The following is a 19,807-nucleotide window of genomic DNA, read 5'->3' on the forward strand; positions in this document are numbered from 1 at the left end:
CCCCTTGAAATATAAATCAGTGTGCGCAGGCATGCTTGAGTTCGATCAGGGTCACGCCGTTGCGCTTGAAGCCGTGGCGCAGGTCCGTTTGCAACTCGGCCAGGCTTTGCGGTTGGTTCACCGTGCAACCGAACGCGCGCCCGAGGGCCGCGAAGTCGGGGTTGCGCGGCAGCACGCCGATGGGCTCGATATCCAGGCCAAGCATGTCGTCACGAATCTGCCCCAGCGCATCGTTGTTCCACAGCAACACCACCAGCGGGCTGTCCAGTTCCTCGACAGCGGTTGCCAGTTCCTGCGCGGTGTAGAGGAAACCGCCATCGCCGACCAGCACCAGGCCCGGGCGTTGCGGCGCACCGAACTTGGCGCCAATCCCGGCCGGCAGGCCGTAACCCAAGGTGCCGTAGCCGGTCGGGTGTAACCAGCTGCGGGTCGCGGCACTGTCGAACGCGTAGTTGCCGGTGTAGGCCAGTTGAGTCATGTCAGTACTGATGAAGGCGTTTTGCGGCAGCTCTGCGGCAATGCGCTCAAGAATCGACTGATGAATCGATTGCAACGGGCCATGGCTGGCCTTGACCGCTTCACGCAGTGCGCTGACCGAGGCAATCGCAGCGCTTGCATCACGTACCTCGGATGGCAGTCGCTCGAGCAGGCCACAGAGGGTTTGTTGCGCATCGCCATGCAAGGCCACGGCGCAAGGGTAGAAGTCGTTGAACTTGCGCGGGTCGATGTCCACTCGCAGCAGCTCAGCGTTGAGCGGCAGGCGCTCACGCCAGAAGTCGGTGTCGGCCATTTCGGTGCCGACCGCCAGCACCACGTCGGCCTCGGCGATCAGGTTCCAGCCCGGTTCCACACACAGTGAGGAACCGGCGTTGAGCGGCGCATCCGGTGGCAACAAGCCCTTGCCCGCGACACTGGTGAACAGCGGCGCAGCCAGTCGGGTGCTGATTTCCTGCAACTGCGAGGCGGCATCGAGTGCACCGCCACCGGCGATGATCATGGGTCGTTTCGCACCGTTGAGCTTGGCCACGGCTTGATCGAGTGCAGTGGCCGATGCCGGACCGCGCCCCGGACGGCGTACCACGTCATTGCTCCAGTCACGGGCGATCGGCGCCGACAACACGTCCAGCGGCACCGAAATGTGCACCGGGCGCGGACGCTCGCTGTCGAACACCGCATAGGCACGGGCGATCAACTGCGGCAAGTCTTCGGCAGTCAGGGCCACCGCTGAGAATGCAGTGATCGGCGCCGTCATTGCGCGCTGATCCTGGCACTCGTGCAGGATGCCCCAGCCCTTGCCGAGGCTGGCCGTGTGGTTGACGCTGGATATCACCAACATCGGAATCGAATCGGCGTAGGCCTGGCCGATGCCGGTGGCGGCATTGGTCACACCGGGACCGGTGATCACGAAGCACACGCCGGGTTTACCGCTGACCCGGGCATAGCCGTCGGCCATGAAACTGGCGCCTTGTTCGTGTCGGGTCAGCACGTGGCGAATGCCGCTGCCGGGCAGTCCGCGATACAGCTCAAGGGTGTGGACGCCGGGAATGCCGAACACGGTATCGACGCCGTAGTTGGCCAGCAGGCGCACCAGCGCCTGGCCACCGGTCAAGGTTTTGCTTTGCATGTTCAGGTCCTCACGCATGGGCGATGCGAATCAACGCATCGACCGCGGTCGTGCCATCGGCACCGACCAACAATGGGTTCACATCGAGTTCCAGCAGTTGCGCGGCGTTTTCGCAGGCGTAGTCGGCCACGGCGCGGATCGCCGCTACCAGAGCGTCGAGATCCGCCGCTTGGCGACCGCGGAAACCTTGCAGCAACGGGGCGCTGCGCAGGCTCAGCAAGGCCTGGCGGATCGCCCCGTCCGTGGTCGGCAGCAACAGGCTGCGGCTGTCCTTGAGCAACTCCACCAGAATCCCGCCGGCGCCAATCACCAGCGCCAGGCCGAAATCGTTTTCGCGCTTGATGCCAACGATCAGCTCGGCCAATGGCGGATTGGCCATGGGTTCCAGCAGCAGTTGATCGAAGGCCACCTGCGGCGCGTACGCGTTGATGCTGGCGCGCATCCTGTCCAACGCGGCGCTCAAAGCGGTGTCGTCCTTGAGATTCAGTGCCACTGCACCGGCTTCGGTCTTGTGCGGCAGTTGTGCGCTGACGGCTTTGACCACCAACGGATAGCCCAGCGCCGCGGCGTCCTTCAGCGCATTGTCTGGTGTGCTCAACACGCCGTCGGGCGTCGGCAGGCCGAATGCACGCAAGGCCTGCTTGGAATCCCATTCGTTGAGCAGTTGCCCTTCGCCCGCCAGCGCTTGAGGGCACAGCGGCACCAGTGCCGACTCGCCCAGCGTCAACAATGCCTGGCGCTTGCGTGGGTATCCGGCGATACGCCCCCACGCCGCCAAGCCGTCTTCGACGCCCTGCAAGGCCGCCACACCCTGGGCATGCAAATGCTCACGGGCGTGAGGCGGCAGCAGTTCCGGGAAAGCCGAGGTGACGAAACCGGTCTTGCCGTGACGTTCCAGCGCCTTGCAGTAGAGGTCGAGCAACAGGTCGCATTCCTTGCGCTCGCCGGTAAATTGCGCCGGGTAGTCGAGCACCAGCATCGCTGCATCGGCTGGCGTGCGCAGGGCGCTGTCGAGCATGCGGTCCAGGGCTTCGCCGTCGCCCCAGATGGCGGTGGTGAAATCCAGTGGGTTGACCAGGTTGGCGTAGCTGGGCAGCACCTGCGCCAGTTCGCCGACTTGCCCGGCATCGAGCTTGGGCAAGCCCAAGTCGTTGCGTTCGGCGTAGTCGGCGATCAGGCCAGCATCGCCACCCGAGCAGGCTAGCGCGATCAGACTGTTGCCCGCCGGCAGGTTTCCGCAGGCCGCCGCTTTCAGGGTTTCGACGAAACTCACGGGGCCGCTGACGCGGATTACCCCGAGGCGATCGAACAGCGCGTCGTACAGTGCATCGGAACCAGATAGCGAACTGGTGTGACTGAGGGCCAGTTCGGCACCGATCTGCGACACGCCGGTTTTCAAGGCGATGATTGGAATGCCCTTCTCCAGCGCCTTGTGCGCGGCGCGGGCAAAACCCGGGACGTTCTTCAGGCCTTCCAGATGCAGGCCGATGGCGGTGACGCGCGGCTCGTCGAGCAGCACGTCCATCAGTTCGGCCACCCCCAGTTGCGCCTGGTTGCCGACCGAGGCCATGTAGGCCACCGGCAGCGAGCGGTCGCTCATGGACAGGTTGTAGGCGAAATTGCCGCTTTGGGTCAGCACCGCCACGCCCTTCTCCACCGCTTTGCCGCCATGGGCCACCGGCCACAGCGCGCTGCTGTGCAGGTAGTCGAGCAGGCCGTAGCAGTTGGGGCCGAGCAAGGCCATGTCGCCCGCGGCTTCAAGCAGCTGCTGTTGCAAGGCCTGGCCTTCGGTGCCGGTTTCGGCGAAACCAGAGGCATAGCAGATAGCGCCGCCGGTGCCGATGGCGGCCAGTTGTGAGACGCAGGTCAGGGTCAGATCACGGTTGGTGGCGATGAACACTGCGTCCGGCCCGCACGGCAGGTCAGTAATGTTGCGCACGCAAGGCACGCCTTCGAGGCTGTCGTGCTGCGGGTTGACCAGCCACATTTGCCCTGGGTAGCCGCCCTCGGCGCAGCGCTTGAGGGCGCGGGCCATGCTGCGCCCGCCGACAAAGGCCACATGCCGTGGCGCGAGCATGCGCTTGAGGTTGTCACGAATAGTCTGGGACATGGCAATTCTCCGGGCGATCAGCGCAGCAGCGGCCGCAGCAGTTCGCGGGAAATGATGTGCCGCTGGATTTCCGAGGTGCCTTCCCAGATCCGTTCGATCCGCGCATTACGCCAGATACGTTCCACCGGACCTTCGTCCATCAGGCCCATGCCACCGAATATCTGCACCGCCTCGTCTGCCGCGCGACCGAGCACTTCACTGGCGAACAGCTTGGCCATGCCGGCCTCACCATCGGTCATGGTGCCCTGGTCCATTTTCCAGGCGGTGTGCAGGGTCAACAGTTCGGCGGCGCGGATTTGCGTGGCCATGTCGGCCAGCTTGAACGACACGCCTTGGTAGGTGCCGATGGCCTGGCCGAACTGTTTGCGATCGGCCGCCCATTGCAGCGACACGTCCAGCGCCCGTTGCGCCTGTCCTACGCAGTTGGCGGCGACCATCACCCGGCCGGCTGTGAGCCAGGCGTTGGCCACGTCCCACCCCTTGCCGACTTCGCCCAGGACCTTATTGGCCGGTACGCGGCAGTCGTCGAAGAACATTTCGAAGGTGTGGTAACCACGGTTGCTCACACACTTGGGCCCCCGGCGGATGGTCATGCCCGGGGTGTTGCGGTCGACCAGGAACGAGGTCACGGCGTTGCGCTTCTTGCCGTTGTGTTCGTAGGTGTCGGTGACGGCAAAGACGATGGCGAAATCGGCGTGCCCGGCGTGACTGATGAAGTGTTTGCTGCCGTTGAGGACAAAGTCGTCGCCCTCACGCACGGCGCGGGTCTTGATCGCGTTGGCGTCGGAGCCGGCACCTGGTTCGGTCAGGGCGAAGCAGTCGATTTTCTCGCCTTGGATGCACGGCAACAGGTAGTCGTTGATCTGCTCGCCGGTGCAGGCCATGAGGATCTTCGACGGCCGCGCGACAAACACGTGCAGCGCCCAGGAGACCTTGGACAGCTCACGTTCGATCAGTGCCTGGGACAAGTAATCGAGGCCACCACCGCCTACCTCCTCGGGCATGTTGAAGGCATAGAAACCGGCGGCGATCGCCTTGCCACGGATCTGCGCGGCCAATTGCGGGGAAACTTCGTCGGCGCGGTCGACCTCGGTTTCATAGGGCAGCAGTTCCTTCTCGACGAAGCTGCGTACCGAGTCCACCAACATTTCTTGTTCTTGGGTCAGTTGGAAATTCATGGGTGCTACCTGTTGTTCGAGTGCTGTTAAAGGTTTACCGAGGGTCAGCGACCGATAAAACGCGCCGGGCGTTTTTCCGTGGCGGCGCGCAACGCTTCGTTGCCGTCTTCGCTGCGACCGCACAACAGGCCGGCAGCCAGTTCCGCTTGCAGTTGCTCGGCCAGGCTGCGATCGGCGCCTTCGCGCATGAGCTTTTTGGTCTGGGCGAAGGCAAAGGTTGGCCCGGCGGCCAGGCGTGCGGCGAGCTCGCCAGCGACGCTCAATAGTTGATCGTCAGCGCAAACTTCGCCGACCAGGCCAGCGGCCAGGGCACGGTCGGCACCCCACAGTTGGTCGAGGAACAGCAGCCGTTTGGCTTGCTCGGTGCCGATCAACCGTGGCAGGTGCCAACTGGCGCCGGCGTCTGGCGAGTAGGCCATGCTGGTGTAGCCAGCCTTGAACCGAGCCGACTGCCCGGCGATGCGCAGGTCGCAGCACAGGGTCAAGTCCATCCCGGCCCCGACGGCGGTGCCGTTGATGGCGGCGATGGTCGGTTTATCCAGGCTGTGCAAACGGGTCATCAGGGCGTGGGCGGTTTCGGTCCAGCCGTAGGTTTCCAGTGCGCCACGCGCCTCGGCTTCGGCCCATTCAGCCAGGTCGGCGCCGGCGCAGAAACTGCGACCGCTACCCGTCAATACCACCACGCGCACCGCAGGATCGGCGTTGAAGGCGTCGAGCAAAGCGTGCAGGTTTTTTAGCGTCGGAATGTCCAGCGCATTGCGCTGGGCGGTGCGATTGAGGGTGATCCAGGCAACGCCGGCTTCGACCTGACTGAGCAGAGAATCGTGGGTAGTCATGCGAATCCTCGAATTATTGTGATTGGTCTGAGGTGATGCGACTTGGGGCCATACTAAACGAGTGTTCAGTAAGGCGGCAATTACTCGTGAGATTGGCTGTAACAAACCAAAATCCGCGTAAGCATCTGTTTTATCTGGATTATTTATCTAGATTCAGCACTGCGCGTTTGGCGCTGTTACAACTTCGAACAACTACCGACAGGCGGCTGTAGGAGCGAGCATGCTCCGGGCGGCGTTCCGACGATGGTCACCAACGATTACGCGGGAAACCTGACACCCCGCGGCGTTCTCGGGTTCATCGCGAGCATGCTCGCTCCCACAAGGGGGGGGGGGTGAGACAGGGGTTTATGCGCTCGGCAGGCTCGGCGCCAACACCTCTTCACGCTTGCGATGGAACAGGAAATACGCGCCATAACACAGCGCAATAAATCCAAAGCCCCAATACAGTGATGGTCGCTGGGTTTCATCCAGTGCCAGGAACACGAAGAGCGAGCAGCACAGCGTGATGCACATCAGCGGCAACACCGGGAACCACGGCGCGCGGTACTTGAGGTCGCTGAGCTTGCCGCCGTCGCGCAGGTAGGCCTTGCGGAACTTGTACTGCGCCAGGGCGATGACAATCCAGGTCACGGTGCCGGACATCCCGCTCACCGCCATCAACACCATGAACAAGGTGTCGGCGGCAATAAAACTGGTCATCAGCGACACCAGGGCGAAACACAAGGTGATGCTCAACGCACGCAATGGCACGCCACGCTTGCTCAACGGCGCCAGGCTTTTTGGCGCCATGCCGGTTTTCGACATGGCCCACAGGATGCGCGTAGAGGCATACAGGCCGGAGTTGCCCACCGACAGGATCGCCGTGAGGATCACGAAGTTCATCAGGTCGGCGGCGTAGGGGATGCCGACCATGTCGAACACTTGCACGAACGGACTTTCCATCAGCCCAGCCTGCTGCCACGGCACGATGGCCGACAGTACGACGATTGCCAGGACGTAGAAGATCAGCACGCGAAACACCACGTTGCGCACGGCGCGAGGAATGCTTTTTTCCGGCTGGTCGGTTTCGCCCGCCGCCACACCCATGATCTCGCAGCCCTGGAAGGCGTAGACCACAGTCATCATCACCGCGAATACCGCGGACATTCCGTTAGGGAACAACGAATCGCCGATCAGGTTGGTCATCATGGGTGCAGGCGCGCCACTGGTCAGCGGGATTGCGCCGAAGATCACCAGCACACCGACCACAATGAACCCGAGAATCGCCGCCACCTTGATCCCGGAGAACCAGTATTCCGCCTCACCGAAGGCACGGGTTGCCATCGCGTTGATGCCGAACAGCACTACCACGAACAACGCTGACCAATACCAGATCGGCACCTCCGGGAACCAGCGCGTCATCAACATGCCAGCTGCGGTGAACTCAAGGCCTACGGTGGTGGCCCAGCTCATCCAGTACACCCAGCCGATCATGAAGCCGGTGGCCGGGCCGATGAACTTGGTCGCGTGGGTCTGGAACGAACCGGACACCGGCATCTGCACCGACAGTTCGCCGAGGCAGACCATCACCAGGTACATCAGGAAACCGGCGACCAGATAAGCCAGGATCGCCCCCACCGGCCCGCCCTGGTTGATGGTCACGCCGGAGCCCATGAATAGCCCGGTGCCGATCACGCCGCCCAGGGACAACATGAAAATGTGCCGACTCTTCAGGGCCCGAGTCAGCTGGATGCCTTTACGATCAGTGTTTTCGCTCATGCCCGGCACCCCGACTCGCTGAGGCGGGCAGCGCATGACAGGAAGTCAGGCAAGGAGGAAGCAGCTTTACGGCAATTCATTATTATTATCTCCAATAAGCTTCGAAGACCGCGCTGCGGCGGTTGCGTCGATTATTGGAAAGCCATGTAAGGCCCTGTTGTACGTAAAGATCGAAGTTGTAGAAAGTCGTAACAAATTTGTACGTCAGCTCTGCAACAGGCCTTTGAGCGTGTGCAGCGAACCTTGCAGTTGCGCTTCGACCAAGGGCACCAACGATCGAATCGCGGTTTGGTCATTGCCCAGCGCCGCGATTTCCAGACTCCGTAATGCCTCGGCCAAGGCACGAAACCCCAGGGAATCGCCGCTGCCGGCCAGGCGGTGCGCCAGTTGTGCGACTTCGGTGCAATCATCGGCCTCAATGGCTTCGCCCAGTGCCTCACGGTGTTGCACGATTGAGTCGCGCAATACGGTCAGCAAGCCCTGTACTTTCTGCTCGCCAAGCAAACTGCGATGGGTCTGCAGCAACGGCCAGTCCATCGCTGCGTCGTCAACCTCGGACAGGCCGGTAGTTGCCCGCCCCGCCAGCACCTGTCGCAGGTTGTCCAGCTTCAGGGGTTTGGCCAGGATGCCATCCATGCCCGCATCCAGATAACCGCGTACCAACGCCGGTTGCACACTGGCGGTCAAGGCAAAGATGCGCGTCTCACGGTTAGGTCCGTCGTTGTCACGGATCTGTTTGCACAACTGGACGCCGCTCATGCCCGGCAGGTGCACGTCCAGCAAGATCAGATCGAAGCTGCGCGCCGAGCATTGCGCCCATGCCTGTTCAGCGTCGTTGGCCAGCCACACTTGATGCCCGTCCCGTTGCAACAGGCCCTCGGCCACTTCGCGGTTGAGCGCCACGTCCTCGACCACCAGGATGTCCAGCGCCGGGCCCGCCGCATAAGTGGGCGTCGAGGCAATGGCCTCGATGGCCGGCTGCAACGTCAACTCGAACCAGAAACAACTGCCGCGCTCGACTTCGCTGCTGACGCCGATGCAGCCCCCCATCTTCTCCACCAGATGCTTACAGATGGCCAGCCCCAGTCCCGTGCCGCCATAACGCTGTGCGACTTCTTCGCTGGCCTGGGTGAATCGCTCGAAAATCTTCGCCTGCATCGCCGGGGCTATACCGATGCCGTTGTCGGTGACACTCACCCGCAGACGCTGTCCGCCCAGATCTGGCGGCAATGCGAGCAATGCCACTTCGACACAGACGTCACCGTTTTCTGTGAACTTGATCGCGTTGGCCAACAGGTTACTCAGCACCTGGCGCAGGTATTGCTCGGCACCGTGGTGATGCTCGGCCACCCGCTGATCGACCCGGCAATGCAGGATCGTGTCGTTGTCCAGCGCCTTGGGTTCCAGCAGTGTGAGGACTTCATCGAGCAATTGGCGCATCGAGAAATTCACCGGTTCCGGGAGGCTGGTGCCCTCCTCCAGCTTGGCGAAATACAGCACTTCATTGAGGATCGTCAGCAGCCCCTCGCCGGCCTTGTGCAGCGCATCCAGGCGTCTGCTGTCCTGCGGGTCGAGACGGGCACCGCTCAGCAGCTCGGCCATGCCAAGGATGCCATTGAGTGGCGTGCGCAGTTCGTGGCTCATGGTGGCCAGAAACCGTGATTTGGCGAGGTTGGCCGCTTCGGCGTCGTCCTTGGCGCGCATCAGGCTGGCCGTGCGCCGCTCGACCATGCGCAGTAATTCGTCGCGGTTGTCCTGCAGGGCCAGGCGGTCGGTTTCCCGGCGGTCGATGTCGCTGAGGATCGCCCTGCGCATGTCATCGAGGGCATGGGCCACGGTGTCGATTTCGTCGTTTTGCGCGCCAGGACGCTTGTCCAGGCGCAGCGGCTCGTGCCATTGCCCTGCGGCAATGCGCCGGGCAAATTCGGCCATGACTTTCAGATGCCGGGTCACCAGGCGATAAAACAGCCCCGACAACGCCACCGCCAGGCCGCAGAAAAACACCGCCATCCACAACAGGTTGGTCAAGCCGGTGGCATACAGGCGTTGATACACCGCCCCCAGGTCGGTGCTGACTTCCAGCTCGCCGAGATGGCGCAAGGGACCGGCAGGTGGTTGGTAATCCAGGGCAAAGCGCTCGATGCGCAACGGCCCTGCCGGCGCGGGATTGCCTTGCACCAGGTCGAAATCGGGACCGGTCAAATGCACCCTGGCGACGTCGGAGAAATCCACCAGGCCGCGCAGTTGCACATTCAATTGCTCTTGGTTCAGGTCCCAGAGACTGCGCTCCAGGCTGGCCAGGTAACCGGCGCGGATCAGCTCCATGCGCGAGTCGATCTCGCGCATTTCCCGGCGATACTCGATATACAACTGCACGCTGCTGGCCAGCACGGTAAAACACAGGCTGAACAGCAGGATGAACCACAGCAGGCGCCGCAGCAGTCCACCGGCACGTGCGTGGATCATTGTGCGTTCGCCGGCAGGTTGATCATGTCGCGGTAGATGACCTCGCTTTCATTGAGAAGGCGCTGGATATCACCGGCATCCACCATGCGCTGCAACTGCGCATCAATCTGCGGCATGTGGGCGGACAACGGCGAACGGCGGGAAACGGCGACCCGCAAATAGTCCACGCTCAGGGCCTTGGGCAAGGCCACGATGTCCTGGGCGCCAGGCAGGGTTTCCACGTACAGCTCACCGGTGCGGCGCTCCTGGGTGATGAAATCGATGCGCCCGCGAATCAGCTTGCCGAAATTCTGGCGGCTGCTGGCGACCCATTCGATGTTGTTGTGTTGCGCGACCATGCGATCGAATGCCAGGCCGTAGCTTTCACCGAACAGCAAGCCGCCACGGTAGTGGGCCAGATCCTGCAGTTGTTCGAACTTCACCGGATGCTGGCGATTGATGAACAGCGCCACCTCTTCGCGCAGTACCGGCACGCTGGAAAACAACATGCTCTGTTCCCGTTGCGCGGTGCTGTAGGCGAGCACCACATCGACCCGGCCTTCGGCGACGTCCAGCAGGCAGCGTTTCCAGTTACCCAGCACCACAATCTCGACCTCATAGCCGAGTTGGCCGAATAACTGCCTGACCACACTGGGCGCCAGGCCACGCACCTGTTTGCCGTCGCTCCAGGAAATCGGCGGGTACACCGGGTAATCGCAATAGCGGATCTTGTCCGCCGCCTGCACGTTGCTCGCCAATAACATCAGTAACGCCCAGAGCAACCGTCCCACCGTCGTCACGCCGCCAGGCTGGCAGTGAACAGGTAGCCGGCGCCATGGATGGTGATGATCAGTTGCGGTTCGGCGGGATCGTCATGCAGTTTGCGGCGCAAGCGCCCCACCAGCACGTCGATCGAGCGATCGTTGGGCACCCATTCGCGGTTGCGGATCTGGTCCATCAATTGATCGCGGCTAAGGGTGTGGCCGCTGTTGCGCAAAAATACACTGAGCAACTGGTACTCGCCGTGGGTCAGCAAGGTCTCGCTGCCGTCCGGATCGATCAAGCGCCGGCGGTCGGTGTCCAGCGCCCAGTCGGCGAATTGCTTGACCGGTTTGGCGACAGCGGCAACCGGCTGTGGCGCCTGCGCATGGCGTACCCGGCGAATGAGGTTTTTTGCCCGCGACACCAGTTCCCGTGGATTGAGAGGTTTGATCACGTAGTCATCGGCGCCGCATTCGAGGCCGACGATTCGGTCGATTTCGTCATTGCGCCCGGTGATCAGGATGATCCCGACTTCCGATCGCACGCGCAGTTCGCGGGTCAGGGTCAGGCCGTCCTTGCCTGGCAGGCGGATATCAAGCATGACCAGGTCGACAGCCTGGCTGGCCAGGAAGGTTTCGGCCAGTTCCGCCGTGGCGGCGCAGTGCACGTCGTAGCCTTCCTGTGACAGGTAGGCATGCAACAGTTCGCGAATCAGCGGATCGTCATCGACGATCAGTACCCGAGGAGTCATTGCTGGGTGTCCTGCTTGTTTCTTATTAGAGGGCTTGCATCAGTGCCAGAGAGTAGCCACTGCTGAACGGGCGATCAACAGCTACTCGTCTGCACGCAAAACCGCTGCCGGCCGCCGGCCTGCAAACCGTCGACCCAGGCTTCGCAAATCTGGATGCCCTGCTCGGGGGTAAAGGTCCCGGGATTGAGCCCGGACTCCAGCCACAGGCCATCGAGCAACGCGCTAAGGCTGATCGCGGCCAGGTCGGCGTCGAAGTGCTCTCCCCCTTCCTCCCACCCCTCCTCCTGCGCCAACTCCCTGAGCACCTTGCCCAGGATCGCGCGGTACTCGCCATAGGAATGCTCGTGGGCTTGATTGATCGCCTCGGCGGTTTTCACTGCGCCCCAGAAGGCGAGCCAGGCGTCGATCAGTTGCGGGTCGAGCAGTTCGGCGCAGAAGGACGCGCGAAAGAACGCCGACAAACGCTCCCGGCCAGTGGGTGCCGCTTGCTCCATGGCGTCGCGCAACAGCGTCATGACGCGCCCGGTGATCGCCATGTAGGCCTCGGCCACCAGTTCGTCCTTGCCCGAATAGTGATGGCTGATCAGCCCGACCGATACGCCCGCCTCAGCGGAAATCTTGCGGATCGACGCCCCCTGGAAACCATGGCGCTTGAGGCACACCAGTGTCGCCTCGATCAGATTGGCCTTGCGCAACTCCGGTTCCATGCGGGAAAAACGGGCTTCCTGATTCATGGGCGACTGCTCCTGGTTTGTCGATCGTTGGGGCTCGCGTTATGGCTTGCGAGTTGAACGAATGTACAGCAAGAGTATGCCCGCCTGAAAGATCGCCTTCGCGAGCAGGTTTCTTGTCGTGCACGATATTTCCCAACGCCTTGACCAATTGTGGGAGCGAGCCTGCTCGCGAAGGCGTCAGTCCATTCACACATGATCCCGATCAGTCCCGATACCCCGGCGCCACCCGCTCCAACAATCGCAGTAACGCCGCCCAAGCCAATTGCATGGCATCAGGGTCGCTCAACTCACCCTCTTCCAGCGGCCGCCCCGGGTCATTGAACTGGCGCTCGGTATGCGCGCACACCTGCGCCGGTGGCAGGACCAACTCCCCGGCCGCCTGCGCCGCCAGCTGGATTTCGCAGGCCTTTTCCAGGTAATACATGCGCAAAAATGCCTGGCTCACGGTTTCGCCGACGGTCAGCAGGCCGTGGTTGCGCAGCATCAGCACCGGCTTGTCGCCCATGTCGGCCACCAGTCGCTGTTGCTCACTCATGTCCAGGGCCACGCCTTCGTAGTCGTGATAGGCCACCCGGCCGTAGAACTCCATGGAAATCTGGTTCACCGGCAACAACCCGCACTTCAACGCCGCCACTGCACAACCGGATTTAGTGTGGGTGTGCAGCACGCACTGCGCATCTTCGCGGGCACCGTGGATGGCGCTGTGAATCACGAACCCGGCCGGATTGACCGGGTACGGCGACGGCTCCACCGCGTTGCCATCGAGGTCGATCTTCACCAGGTTGGACGCGGTGATCTCATCGAACATCAGCCCGTAGGGATTGATCAGGAAGTGATGCTCCGGCCCTGGAATACGCACCGAGATGTGAGTGAAGATCAGGTCGGTCATGCGAAAGTGTGCAATCAGGCGATAACAGGCCGCCAGCTCTTCTCGCAGGCGCTGTTCGGTCGCGCTGCGCTCAGGGGCGGTCAGGGCGGTTGCGATGTTATTCATCGTTCGGGGTCTCCAGGGTGTTCGGTTGGGCAGACAGTAAGGCTGGACGCTTCGACAGGTCCAGCCATCCCCTGTACTTATTTGCTGGCCCAGGCGTTGAAACGTTCTTCCAGTTCTTCGCCATGGTCGACCCAGAAGCCGACGTTCATCGACAACGCGCCCTTGAGGTTCTGCGGCGCCGTGGGCACCCATTGCGCCAGTTTGTCATCGAGCCGCGCGGCGGCCTGGATATTGGTCGGACCGTAGGGGATTTGCTCGACGTATTTCACCTGTGCATCCGGCTGGTTGGCAAAGGCGATGAAGCGCTTGGCCTGGTCGACGTGCCTGGAGCCCTTGATGATTGCCCAGTAGTCCATGCCGTACAGGCTGCCGGGCCAGACCAGGCCCAGATGACTGCCTTTCTGCGCGGCGTCGGCGATGCGCCCACTGTAGGTCGAGGTCATCACCACGTCGCCAGCGGTCAGCCATTGCGGCGGTTGCGCCCCGGCCTCCCACCACTGGATGTAGGGCTTTAGCTCAGTGAGCTTGGCAAATGCACGGTCCACGCCTTGCGGGGTGCCGAGTACCTTGTACACGTCTTCGGTTTTCACGCCGTCCGCCAGCAGGGCGAACTCCAGGTTGTACACCGCACGCTTGCGCAGCCCGCGCTTGCCGGGGATTTTCTGTACGTCCCAGAAATCTGCCCATGACGTCGGGGCCTGGGCCAGTTTGTCGCGATCGTAGGCAATCGCCACGCTCCACACCAATGCGGCGGACCCACACTCTTGCGCCGCCTCGGGGATCAACTCTTCGCTGCGACCCAGGCGATTCCAGTCCAGTCGCTCATACATGCCCTCTTCGCAGCCACGCATCAGGTCCGGACCTTCGATCTGCACCACGTCCCAGTCGACGTTGCCGGTGTCGACCATCACTTTGATCCTGGCCATTTCACCGTTGTATTCGCTCTGGATCACCTTGCTTTGATCCACGGCGGCAAAAGGCTGGAAGAACGCCACGTCCTGGGCTTTTTGTCCGGCGCCGCCATAACCGACCACCACCATGTCCGACGCTGCCTGTGCGCTGCCAAGGCCCATTGCCAGGGTCAGCGCCAAGGGATAAAAACCGTGCTTGAGCGTATTCGATTTCATCAGTGGTTCCTCGTGCAGGTGCCAGGCGACCCAAGGTCGGCATAGCCCTTTTTTATTGTTGGTGAGGTTCGCCCCAGGAGTGGGCTCGACACGAAACTAATCAAGACCAAGTAAAAAAACAAGTTGATTTTTTACTACAGGTAAATTTTTATAGACCAATAATAACAACGCCGAAAACCTGCTGCCTCTGTAGGAGCGAGCATGCTCGCGATGGTGGCTATCGATTACGCGAGCTGCCTGAATGCCCGCGTTATCGTTTACGTCCATCGCGAGCATGCTCGCTCCTACAGGTCAGCCCGCCTGGAGTTTCCGTAGCATGCCGACCCCTACACCTGCCTTTGCGCACCTGTTCGAACCCTTGCAGATCCGTGGCAAGCGCCTGAAAAACCGCATCATGTCCAGCGGTCACGACACCTCCATGCCCACTGATAACCTGGTCAACGAGCAGCTCATTGCCTATCACCGGGCACGTGCCGAAGGCGGCGTCGGGCTGATCGTGCTGCAGGTGGCCGGGGTGCATGACAGTGCGCGGTACACCTCCCACGTTCTGATGGCTACCGACGATGAATGCATCGAGGGCTACCGCAAGCTGGCGCAAACCTGCCACGCCCACGGCACGGTGGTGCTGTCGCAGGTGTTCCACCCGGGACGGGAAATCATGGAATCCAGCGATGGCCTGCTGGCCGTGGCTTACTCGGCATCGGCGGTGCCCAACGAGCGCTTCCGGGTTATGCCACGGGCGCTGGACCAGGCAATGATCGACGAGATTGTCGACGGTTACGCGGCGGCGGCCCGACGCCTGCATCAAGCCGGCATCGATGGCGTGGAAGTGGTTGCCAGTCACGGTTACCTGCCGGCGCAGTTCATCAACCCGCGCGTCAACCGGCGCACCGACGGCTACAACGGCGAGCTGGAGCAGCGCCTGCGTTTCCTGCGTGAAGTCATCGCTGCGATTCGCGCTGCGACCGACGAGCACTTCATCATCGGCCTGCGCATCTCTGCCGATGAACGCGACCCCGAGGGGCTGACCGAAGACGAGTCCCTGGCTGCCGTGCAATCGCTGCAACCCCTGCTGGACTACGTTCACATTGTCGCCGGCACCTCGGCATCGCTCGGGGGGGCCGTGCACATCGTGCCGCCGATGGCGATCGAAGCGGCCTACCTGGCCAAGGAGGCTGGCACCTTCAAGGCTGGCTTGAGCATTCCGTTGTTCGTCACCGGGCGCATCAACCAGCCCCAGGAAGCCGAGCTGATTCTGGCGCGTGGCCAGGCCGATGTGTGCGGCATGACGCGGGCGTTAATCTGCGATCCGCAAATGCCCAACAAGACCGACGACGGCCGCGTGGAAGATGTGCGCGCGTGCATTGCCTGCAATCAGGCGTGCATCGGGCACTTCCACAAGGGCTTGCCGATTTCCTGCATACAGCACCCGGAAACCGGTCGTGAATTGATATTTGGCCAGCGCCAAGCGACTGTAAAACGTAAGCGCATCATGGTCGTCGGCGGTGGGCCGGCCGGGATGAAAGCCGCTGCGGTGGCCGCCCAGCGCGGGCATGAGGTGACCCTGTACGAAGCCAGCGCGCAACTGGGCGGCCAGGTGTTGCTCGCGCAACTGCTGCCACGGCGCAGTGAATTCGGGGGTGCCAGCACCAACCTGCAGCGGGAAATGCAATTGGCCGGGGTGCGTGTGGTGCGCAATACCCGGGTCGACCGCGCTCTGGTGGAGCAGGAAAAGCCGGACACGGTGATCGTCGCCACCGGTGCTGAACCCTATTGGCCGCCCTTCGAGCGCGGTGGCGAGCTGCACGTGGTGGATGCCTGGCAAGTGCTGCGTGAGGAGGTAAAAATCGGCCGCTCGGTGGTGGTGGTCGATTGGCGCTGCGACTGGATCGGCCCCGGTATCGCCGAGCGCCTGACCCGTGCCGGACATCAAGTGCAACTGGCGGTCAACGGCACCCATTGCGGGGAAAACCTGCCGCTGTACGTGCGCGATCAATTGGCTGGCGAGTTGCACAAGCTCGCCATTCCCGTCATCCCTTACGCCCGGTTGTACGGTTGTGACGACAACACGGTCTACCTGCAACACACCGCCAGCGGCGAGCCGATGCTGATGGAGAACGTCGATACGCTGGTGCTTTGCCAGGGCCATCAGCCAGTGGATACCCTGGGCGCGCAACTGCAAGGCCTGGTGGAATTTCGGCGTATCGGCGACTGCCTGGCGCCGCGTACCGCCGAAGAAGCGATTTATGAGGGACTTAAAGTCGCGTGGGAGCTTTAAGCCTGTTTATACTCCGGGGCTTTAGCGCCAACCTTTGTAGGAGCTGCCGCAGGCTGCGATCTTTTGACCTGCTTTCAAAATACAAGATCAAAAGATCGCAGCCTGCGGCAGCTCCTACAGTGGGCCGTAGCTTACCGGTTTGGAACTCAGTATGAGCAATGACAGCAAGACCCAGGCCGAACCGCATTTTCTCGGCACGCGGATTCGCGGCCTGCGTAAACGCCGGGGCATGACCCTGGCGGAACTGGCCCGACAGAGCGAGCTGACCGCTGGCTACATCAGCCAACTGGAACGCAATCTCGCCTATCCGTCGATCCCGGCGCTGTTCAACATTGCCCGCAGTCTCGGCGTGACCATCCAATGGTTTTTCGCCAGCGAGGCGGTCACCGACCCTGAAGACGACGGCATTGTCGTGCGCAAGCACAGCCGCCTGAACGTGCATTACGAAGACGGCATCGTCGACCAGTTGTTGACCCCGCAAGCCAACCGTCAGCTGGAAATGCTCCACTCGCGTTTCCCGCCCGGCACCTACAGCCAGCAAAGCTATAGCCACGACGGCGAAGAAGCCGGCTATCTGCTGTCAGGCAGCTTTGAGTTGTGGGTCGGCGAGCGCTACTTTCAACTCAATGAAGGTGACAGCTTCAGTTTCTCCAGCCAGGAACCGCATCGTTATGGCAATCCAGGCGACGTGGATGCCGTGGTGATCTGGGTGATTACCCCACCGACTTTCTAGCGCCGGCCACGCCCGGCTGCCTGGACCACGCTTGCACGCTTGAGGGTGTCGCTCGGCAGTTCCTTGAACAACGCGCGATAGCTGCTGGAAAACCGGCCCAGGTGCCAGAACGACCAGTGCATCGCCACTTCGGCCACGGTGGTTTGTGCCGGCGTGCGGCTGAGCAGTTCGCGACGGGCGCTGTTCAGGCGGCGCAGGCGCAGCCATTGGGTTGGCGCCATGCCGGTGAAGGTCTTGAAGGCATGCTGCAGCTGGCGCAATGAAACCCCGGCGACCTCGGACAACGCCAACAGGTTGAGCTGTTCCTCCGGGCTCTCCGCCGCCCATTCCCCTACCCGCTTCATGATCGCCCGCTCCCCTGCCCGGCGCTGCAATGCTCCCGGGTCGAGGCAGGTACAGGCGTTGTCGAGGATGAACAGGCAATCCTCCAGCAGTTGCTGGGTCAAGGCTTCGCGGCTTGGCGGGTCGTAGGTCTGCGACAGCTGGGTCAGGGTTGCGCTGAGCCAACGGCTGAACAATGCATTTTGCTGCGAATTGAGCGGCGCCATGAACAACCCCTCCAGCCGCGCGACATCCAGGGCGTGACGCTGGACAAACTCGGGCCCGAACACCACGGCGATTTCCTGGTAGTTCTCCGGGGTGATCCAGATATTGCGGCTTTCGCCGTTCAACACGTACAGCGCGTTGTCGCTACGGTCGAAACAGAACGCGAGCGCGCCTTGTGGCGCGCTGAAATTCTGCTCGACCCGGGTGTTCATGTGCTCCTCGTAAATCTCTACGCCCTGTAGATCCAGATAGCGCACCCTGCCGGCAAAATGCCCCGGCGACATCTGTTGGTAATGCTGGACCCAGCCCGGTGTGGCACGGATTTGCTCGGCGATATCACAGGTATTGAACGCTTGAACGTGTAGTGAATTGCAGACTGTCATTGGGTGACCTTACGCACTCTTTTGGTGCGCTTTGTCCTGCTTAAAGTGGATAGATGGAACCGCAAGGCTCGCCCAAGATAGACGTCAACGCGCTACAGGGGAAGTGTCCGGCGGATGAAACCGGCCTCTCCTGGCGTTAATAAAACCAATAACGAGGTCTTTATGAATGTCCCTTTCGATCAGCTGTTCACTTGGCTGAAAGATCACAAGATTACCGAAGTCGAGTGCGTCGTCAGCGACCTGACCGGCATTGCACGCGGCAAAATCGCACCCACCAACAAGTTCCTGCATGAGCGAGGCATGCGCCTGCCGGAAAGTGTGCTGTTGCAAACGGTAACCGGGGACTTTGTCGACGACGACATCTACTACGACCTGCTTGACCCGGCGGATATCGACATGGTCTGCAAGCCGGTATCCGATGCAGTGTACGTCGTGCCTTGGGCGATCGAGCCGACCGCCATCGTGATTCACGACACCTTCGACAAGTTCGGCAACCCGATTGAACTGTCGCCGCGCAACGTGCTCAAGAAAGTCCTGCAGCTGTACACCGATAAAGGCTGGCGGCCGATTGTCGCGCCGGAAATGGAGTTCTACCTGACCCAGCGTTGCGAAGACCCGGATTTGCCACTCAAGGCCCCGATGGGCCGCTCCGGGCGCGCCGAAAGCGGTCGCCAGTCGTTCTCCATCGACGCCGCCAACGAATTCGACCCACTGTTCGAAGACGTCTACGACTGGTGCGAACTCCAGGGCCTGGACCTCGACACACTGATCCACGAAGACGGCCCGGCGCAGATGGAAATCAACTTCCGCCACGGCGACGCCCTGGACCTGGCCGACCAGATCACCGTGTTCAAGCGCACCATGCGCGAGGCGGCGCTCAAGCACAATGTCGCGGCGACGTTCATGGCCAAGCCGGTCGGCGATGAGCCGGGCAGCGCCATGCATATCCACCAGAGCGTGGTGGACATTGCCACCGGCCAGCCGATCTTCGCCGACGCCGACGGCAACATGAGCGAGTTGTTCCTGCACCACATCGGTGGCTTGCAGAAGTACATCCCCAAAGTCCTGCCGATGTTCGCGCCGAACGTCAACTCGTTCCGCCGCTTCCTGCCGGACACTTCGGCACCGGTGAACGTCGAATGGGGCGAAGAAAACCGCACCGTCGGCCTGCGCGTACCGACCTCGAGCCCCGACGCCATGCGTGTGGAAAACCGCTTGCCCGGGGCCGATGCCAACCCTTACCTGGCCATCGCCGCCAGCCTGCTGTGCGGTTTCCTGGGCATGGTCGAGCGCATTGAACCGAGCGCCGCGGTGCAGGGCCGGGCCTATGAGCGGCGCAACCTGCGCCTGCCGATCACCATCGAAGACGCGCTGACGCAGATGGAGGAATGCGCCACCGTCAGCCGCTACCTGGGCGACAAGTTCGTGCGCGGCTACGTCGCGGTCAAGCGCGCCGAGCATGAGAACTTCAAGCGCGTGATCAGCTCGTGGGAGCGCGAGTTCCTGTTGCTCAGCGTCTGACTCGAAGACCTCTTCGCGAGCAGGCTC

15 protein-coding genes are annotated in these 19,807 nt (G+C 62.1%); 3 read left to right on the forward strand and 12 right to left on the reverse strand.

The window, feature by feature from the left end; translation table 11 throughout:
- Window positions 1-16: 16 nt before the first annotated feature.
- From HGP31_RS15875 to HGP31_RS15925, 11 genes are all read right to left on the reverse strand, one after another.
- The gene (locus tag HGP31_RS15875; protein WP_168758170.1) at window positions 17-1,624 is read right to left on the reverse strand and encodes a 5-guanidino-2-oxopentanoate decarboxylase; all 1,608 of its coding nucleotides are present in this window, start codon (window positions 1,622-1,624) and stop codon (window positions 17-19) included.
- Between the two features lie 10 nt (window positions 1,625-1,634).
- Window positions 1,635-3,734 carry an acetate--CoA ligase family protein gene (locus HGP31_RS15880; protein ID WP_168758171.1) on the reverse strand — a complete coding sequence of 700 codons (2,100 nt, stop codon included), beginning with the start codon at window positions 3,732-3,734 and terminating at the stop codon, window positions 1,635-1,637.
- Window positions 3,735-3,751: 17 nt separating this feature from the next.
- Window positions 3,752-4,912, reverse strand: a complete 1,161-nt coding sequence (locus tag HGP31_RS15885; RefSeq protein ID WP_020801318.1) for an acyl-CoA dehydrogenase family protein — start codon at window positions 4,910-4,912, stop codon at window positions 3,752-3,754.
- A 44-nt stretch (window positions 4,913-4,956) separates the two neighbouring features.
- The gene (locus HGP31_RS15890) at window positions 4,957-5,748 is read right to left on the reverse strand and encodes an enoyl-CoA hydratase/isomerase family protein (RefSeq protein WP_168758172.1); all 792 of its coding nucleotides are present in this window, start codon (window positions 5,746-5,748) and stop codon (window positions 4,957-4,959) included.
- Window positions 5,749-6,093: 345 nt separating this feature from the next.
- Complete coding sequence (locus HGP31_RS15895; protein WP_033043912.1) at window positions 6,094-7,506, reverse strand: amino acid permease; 1,413 nt, start codon at window positions 7,504-7,506, stop codon at window positions 6,094-6,096.
- Between the two features lie 204 nt (window positions 7,507-7,710).
- The gene (locus HGP31_RS15900) at window positions 7,711-9,972 is read right to left on the reverse strand and encodes an ATP-binding protein (protein ID WP_168758173.1); all 2,262 of its coding nucleotides are present in this window, start codon (window positions 9,970-9,972) and stop codon (window positions 7,711-7,713) included.
- Complete coding sequence (locus HGP31_RS15905; protein ID WP_116287634.1) at window positions 9,969-10,715, reverse strand: substrate-binding periplasmic protein; 747 nt, start codon at window positions 10,713-10,715, stop codon at window positions 9,969-9,971. Before HGP31_RS15905 ends, HGP31_RS15900 begins: the two co-directional genes overlap by 4 nt.
- A gap of 32 nt (window positions 10,716-10,747) precedes the next feature.
- The gene (locus HGP31_RS15910) at window positions 10,748-11,464 is read right to left on the reverse strand and encodes a response regulator (protein WP_020800504.1); all 717 of its coding nucleotides are present in this window, start codon (window positions 11,462-11,464) and stop codon (window positions 10,748-10,750) included.
- Window positions 11,465-11,538: 74 nt separating this feature from the next.
- Entirely contained in the window at window positions 11,539-12,198 is a 660-nt protein-coding gene (locus tag HGP31_RS15915; protein WP_020800505.1) for a TetR family transcriptional regulator C-terminal domain-containing protein, read from the reverse strand.
- Between the two features lie 202 nt (window positions 12,199-12,400).
- Entirely contained in the window at window positions 12,401-13,192 is a 792-nt protein-coding gene (locus HGP31_RS15920) for a class II aldolase/adducin family protein (RefSeq protein WP_168758174.1), read from the reverse strand.
- A 77-nt stretch (window positions 13,193-13,269) separates the two neighbouring features.
- On the reverse strand, window positions 13,270-14,319 hold the full coding sequence (locus tag HGP31_RS15925) for an ABC transporter substrate-binding protein (RefSeq protein ID WP_168758175.1): 1,050 nt from the start codon (window positions 14,317-14,319) through the stop codon (window positions 13,270-13,272).
- A 316-nt stretch (window positions 14,320-14,635) separates the two neighbouring features.
- Between HGP31_RS15925 and HGP31_RS15930 the strand changes: the two genes are divergently transcribed.
- Both HGP31_RS15930 and HGP31_RS15935 read left to right on the forward strand, forming a co-directional pair.
- Window positions 14,636-16,597 carry an oxidoreductase gene (locus HGP31_RS15930; protein WP_168758176.1) on the forward strand — a complete coding sequence of 654 codons (1,962 nt, stop codon included), beginning with the start codon at window positions 14,636-14,638 and terminating at the stop codon, window positions 16,595-16,597.
- A 151-nt stretch (window positions 16,598-16,748) separates the two neighbouring features.
- Window positions 16,749-17,330 (forward strand): cupin domain-containing protein, encoded by a 582-nt coding sequence (locus HGP31_RS15935; protein WP_020800511.1) that lies wholly within the window; start codon window positions 16,749-16,751, stop codon window positions 17,328-17,330.
- Here the strand turns inward: HGP31_RS15935 and HGP31_RS15940 are convergent.
- Window positions 17,327-18,259, reverse strand: coding sequence for a helix-turn-helix domain-containing protein (locus tag HGP31_RS15940; protein ID WP_020800512.1), 933 nt, complete (start codon window positions 18,257-18,259; stop codon window positions 17,327-17,329). The two genes, HGP31_RS15935 and HGP31_RS15940, sit on opposite strands and share 4 nt — an antisense overlap.
- Before the next feature lie 162 nt (window positions 18,260-18,421).
- On the opposite strand from HGP31_RS15940, the gene HGP31_RS15945 reads away from it, so the two are divergent.
- On the forward strand, window positions 18,422-19,780 hold the full coding sequence (locus HGP31_RS15945; protein WP_033045488.1) for a glutamine synthetase family protein: 1,359 nt from the start codon (window positions 18,422-18,424) through the stop codon (window positions 19,778-19,780).
- Window positions 19,781-19,807: the final 27 nt, after the last annotated feature.

It is taken from the genome of Pseudomonas umsongensis (genome assembly GCF_012647205.1).
Lineage (GTDB): Bacteria > Pseudomonadota > Gammaproteobacteria > Pseudomonadales > Pseudomonadaceae > Aquipseudomonas > Aquipseudomonas umsongensis.

Bases quoted from the DNA above. Each gene is read 5' to 3' on its own strand.
- HGP31_RS15930 (WP_168758176.1), top strand. From the start codon at position 14,636: ATGCCGACCCCTACACCTGCCTTTGCGCACCTGTTCGAACCCTTGCAG.
- HGP31_RS15935 (WP_020800511.1), top strand. From the start codon at position 16,749: ATGAGCAATGACAGCAAGACCCAGGCCGAACCGCATTTTCTCGGCACG.
- HGP31_RS15905 (WP_116287634.1), bottom strand. From the start codon at position 10,715: ATGTTATTGGCGAGCAACGTGCAGGCGGCGGACAAGATCCGCTATTGC.
- HGP31_RS15875 (WP_168758170.1), bottom strand. From the start codon at position 1,624: ATGCAAAGCAAAACCTTGACCGGTGGCCAGGCGCTGGTGCGCCTGCTG.
- HGP31_RS15900 (WP_168758173.1), bottom strand. From the start codon at position 9,972: ATGATCCACGCACGTGCCGGTGGACTGCTGCGGCGCCTGCTGTGGTTC.
- HGP31_RS15940 (WP_020800512.1), bottom strand. From the start codon at position 18,259: ATGACAGTCTGCAATTCACTACACGTTCAAGCGTTCAATACCTGTGAT.
- HGP31_RS15890 (WP_168758172.1), bottom strand. From the start codon at position 5,748: ATGACTACCCACGATTCTCTGCTCAGTCAGGTCGAAGCCGGCGTTGCC.
- HGP31_RS15945 (WP_033045488.1), top strand. From the start codon at position 18,422: ATGAATGTCCCTTTCGATCAGCTGTTCACTTGGCTGAAAGATCACAAG.
- HGP31_RS15910 (WP_020800504.1), bottom strand. From the start codon at position 11,464: ATGACTCCTCGGGTACTGATCGTCGATGACGATCCGCTGATTCGCGAA.
- HGP31_RS15880 (WP_168758171.1), bottom strand. From the start codon at position 3,734: ATGTCCCAGACTATTCGTGACAACCTCAAGCGCATGCTCGCGCCACGG.
- HGP31_RS15895 (WP_033043912.1), bottom strand. From the start codon at position 7,506: ATGAGCGAAAACACTGATCGTAAAGGCATCCAGCTGACTCGGGCCCTG.
- HGP31_RS15920 (WP_168758174.1), bottom strand. From the start codon at position 13,192: ATGAATAACATCGCAACCGCCCTGACCGCCCCTGAGCGCAGCGCGACC.
- HGP31_RS15885 (WP_020801318.1), bottom strand. From the start codon at position 4,912: ATGAATTTCCAACTGACCCAAGAACAAGAAATGTTGGTGGACTCGGTA.
- HGP31_RS15925 (WP_168758175.1), bottom strand. From the start codon at position 14,319: ATGAAATCGAATACGCTCAAGCACGGTTTTTATCCCTTGGCGCTGACC.
- HGP31_RS15915 (WP_020800505.1), bottom strand. From the start codon at position 12,198: ATGAATCAGGAAGCCCGTTTTTCCCGCATGGAACCGGAGTTGCGCAAG.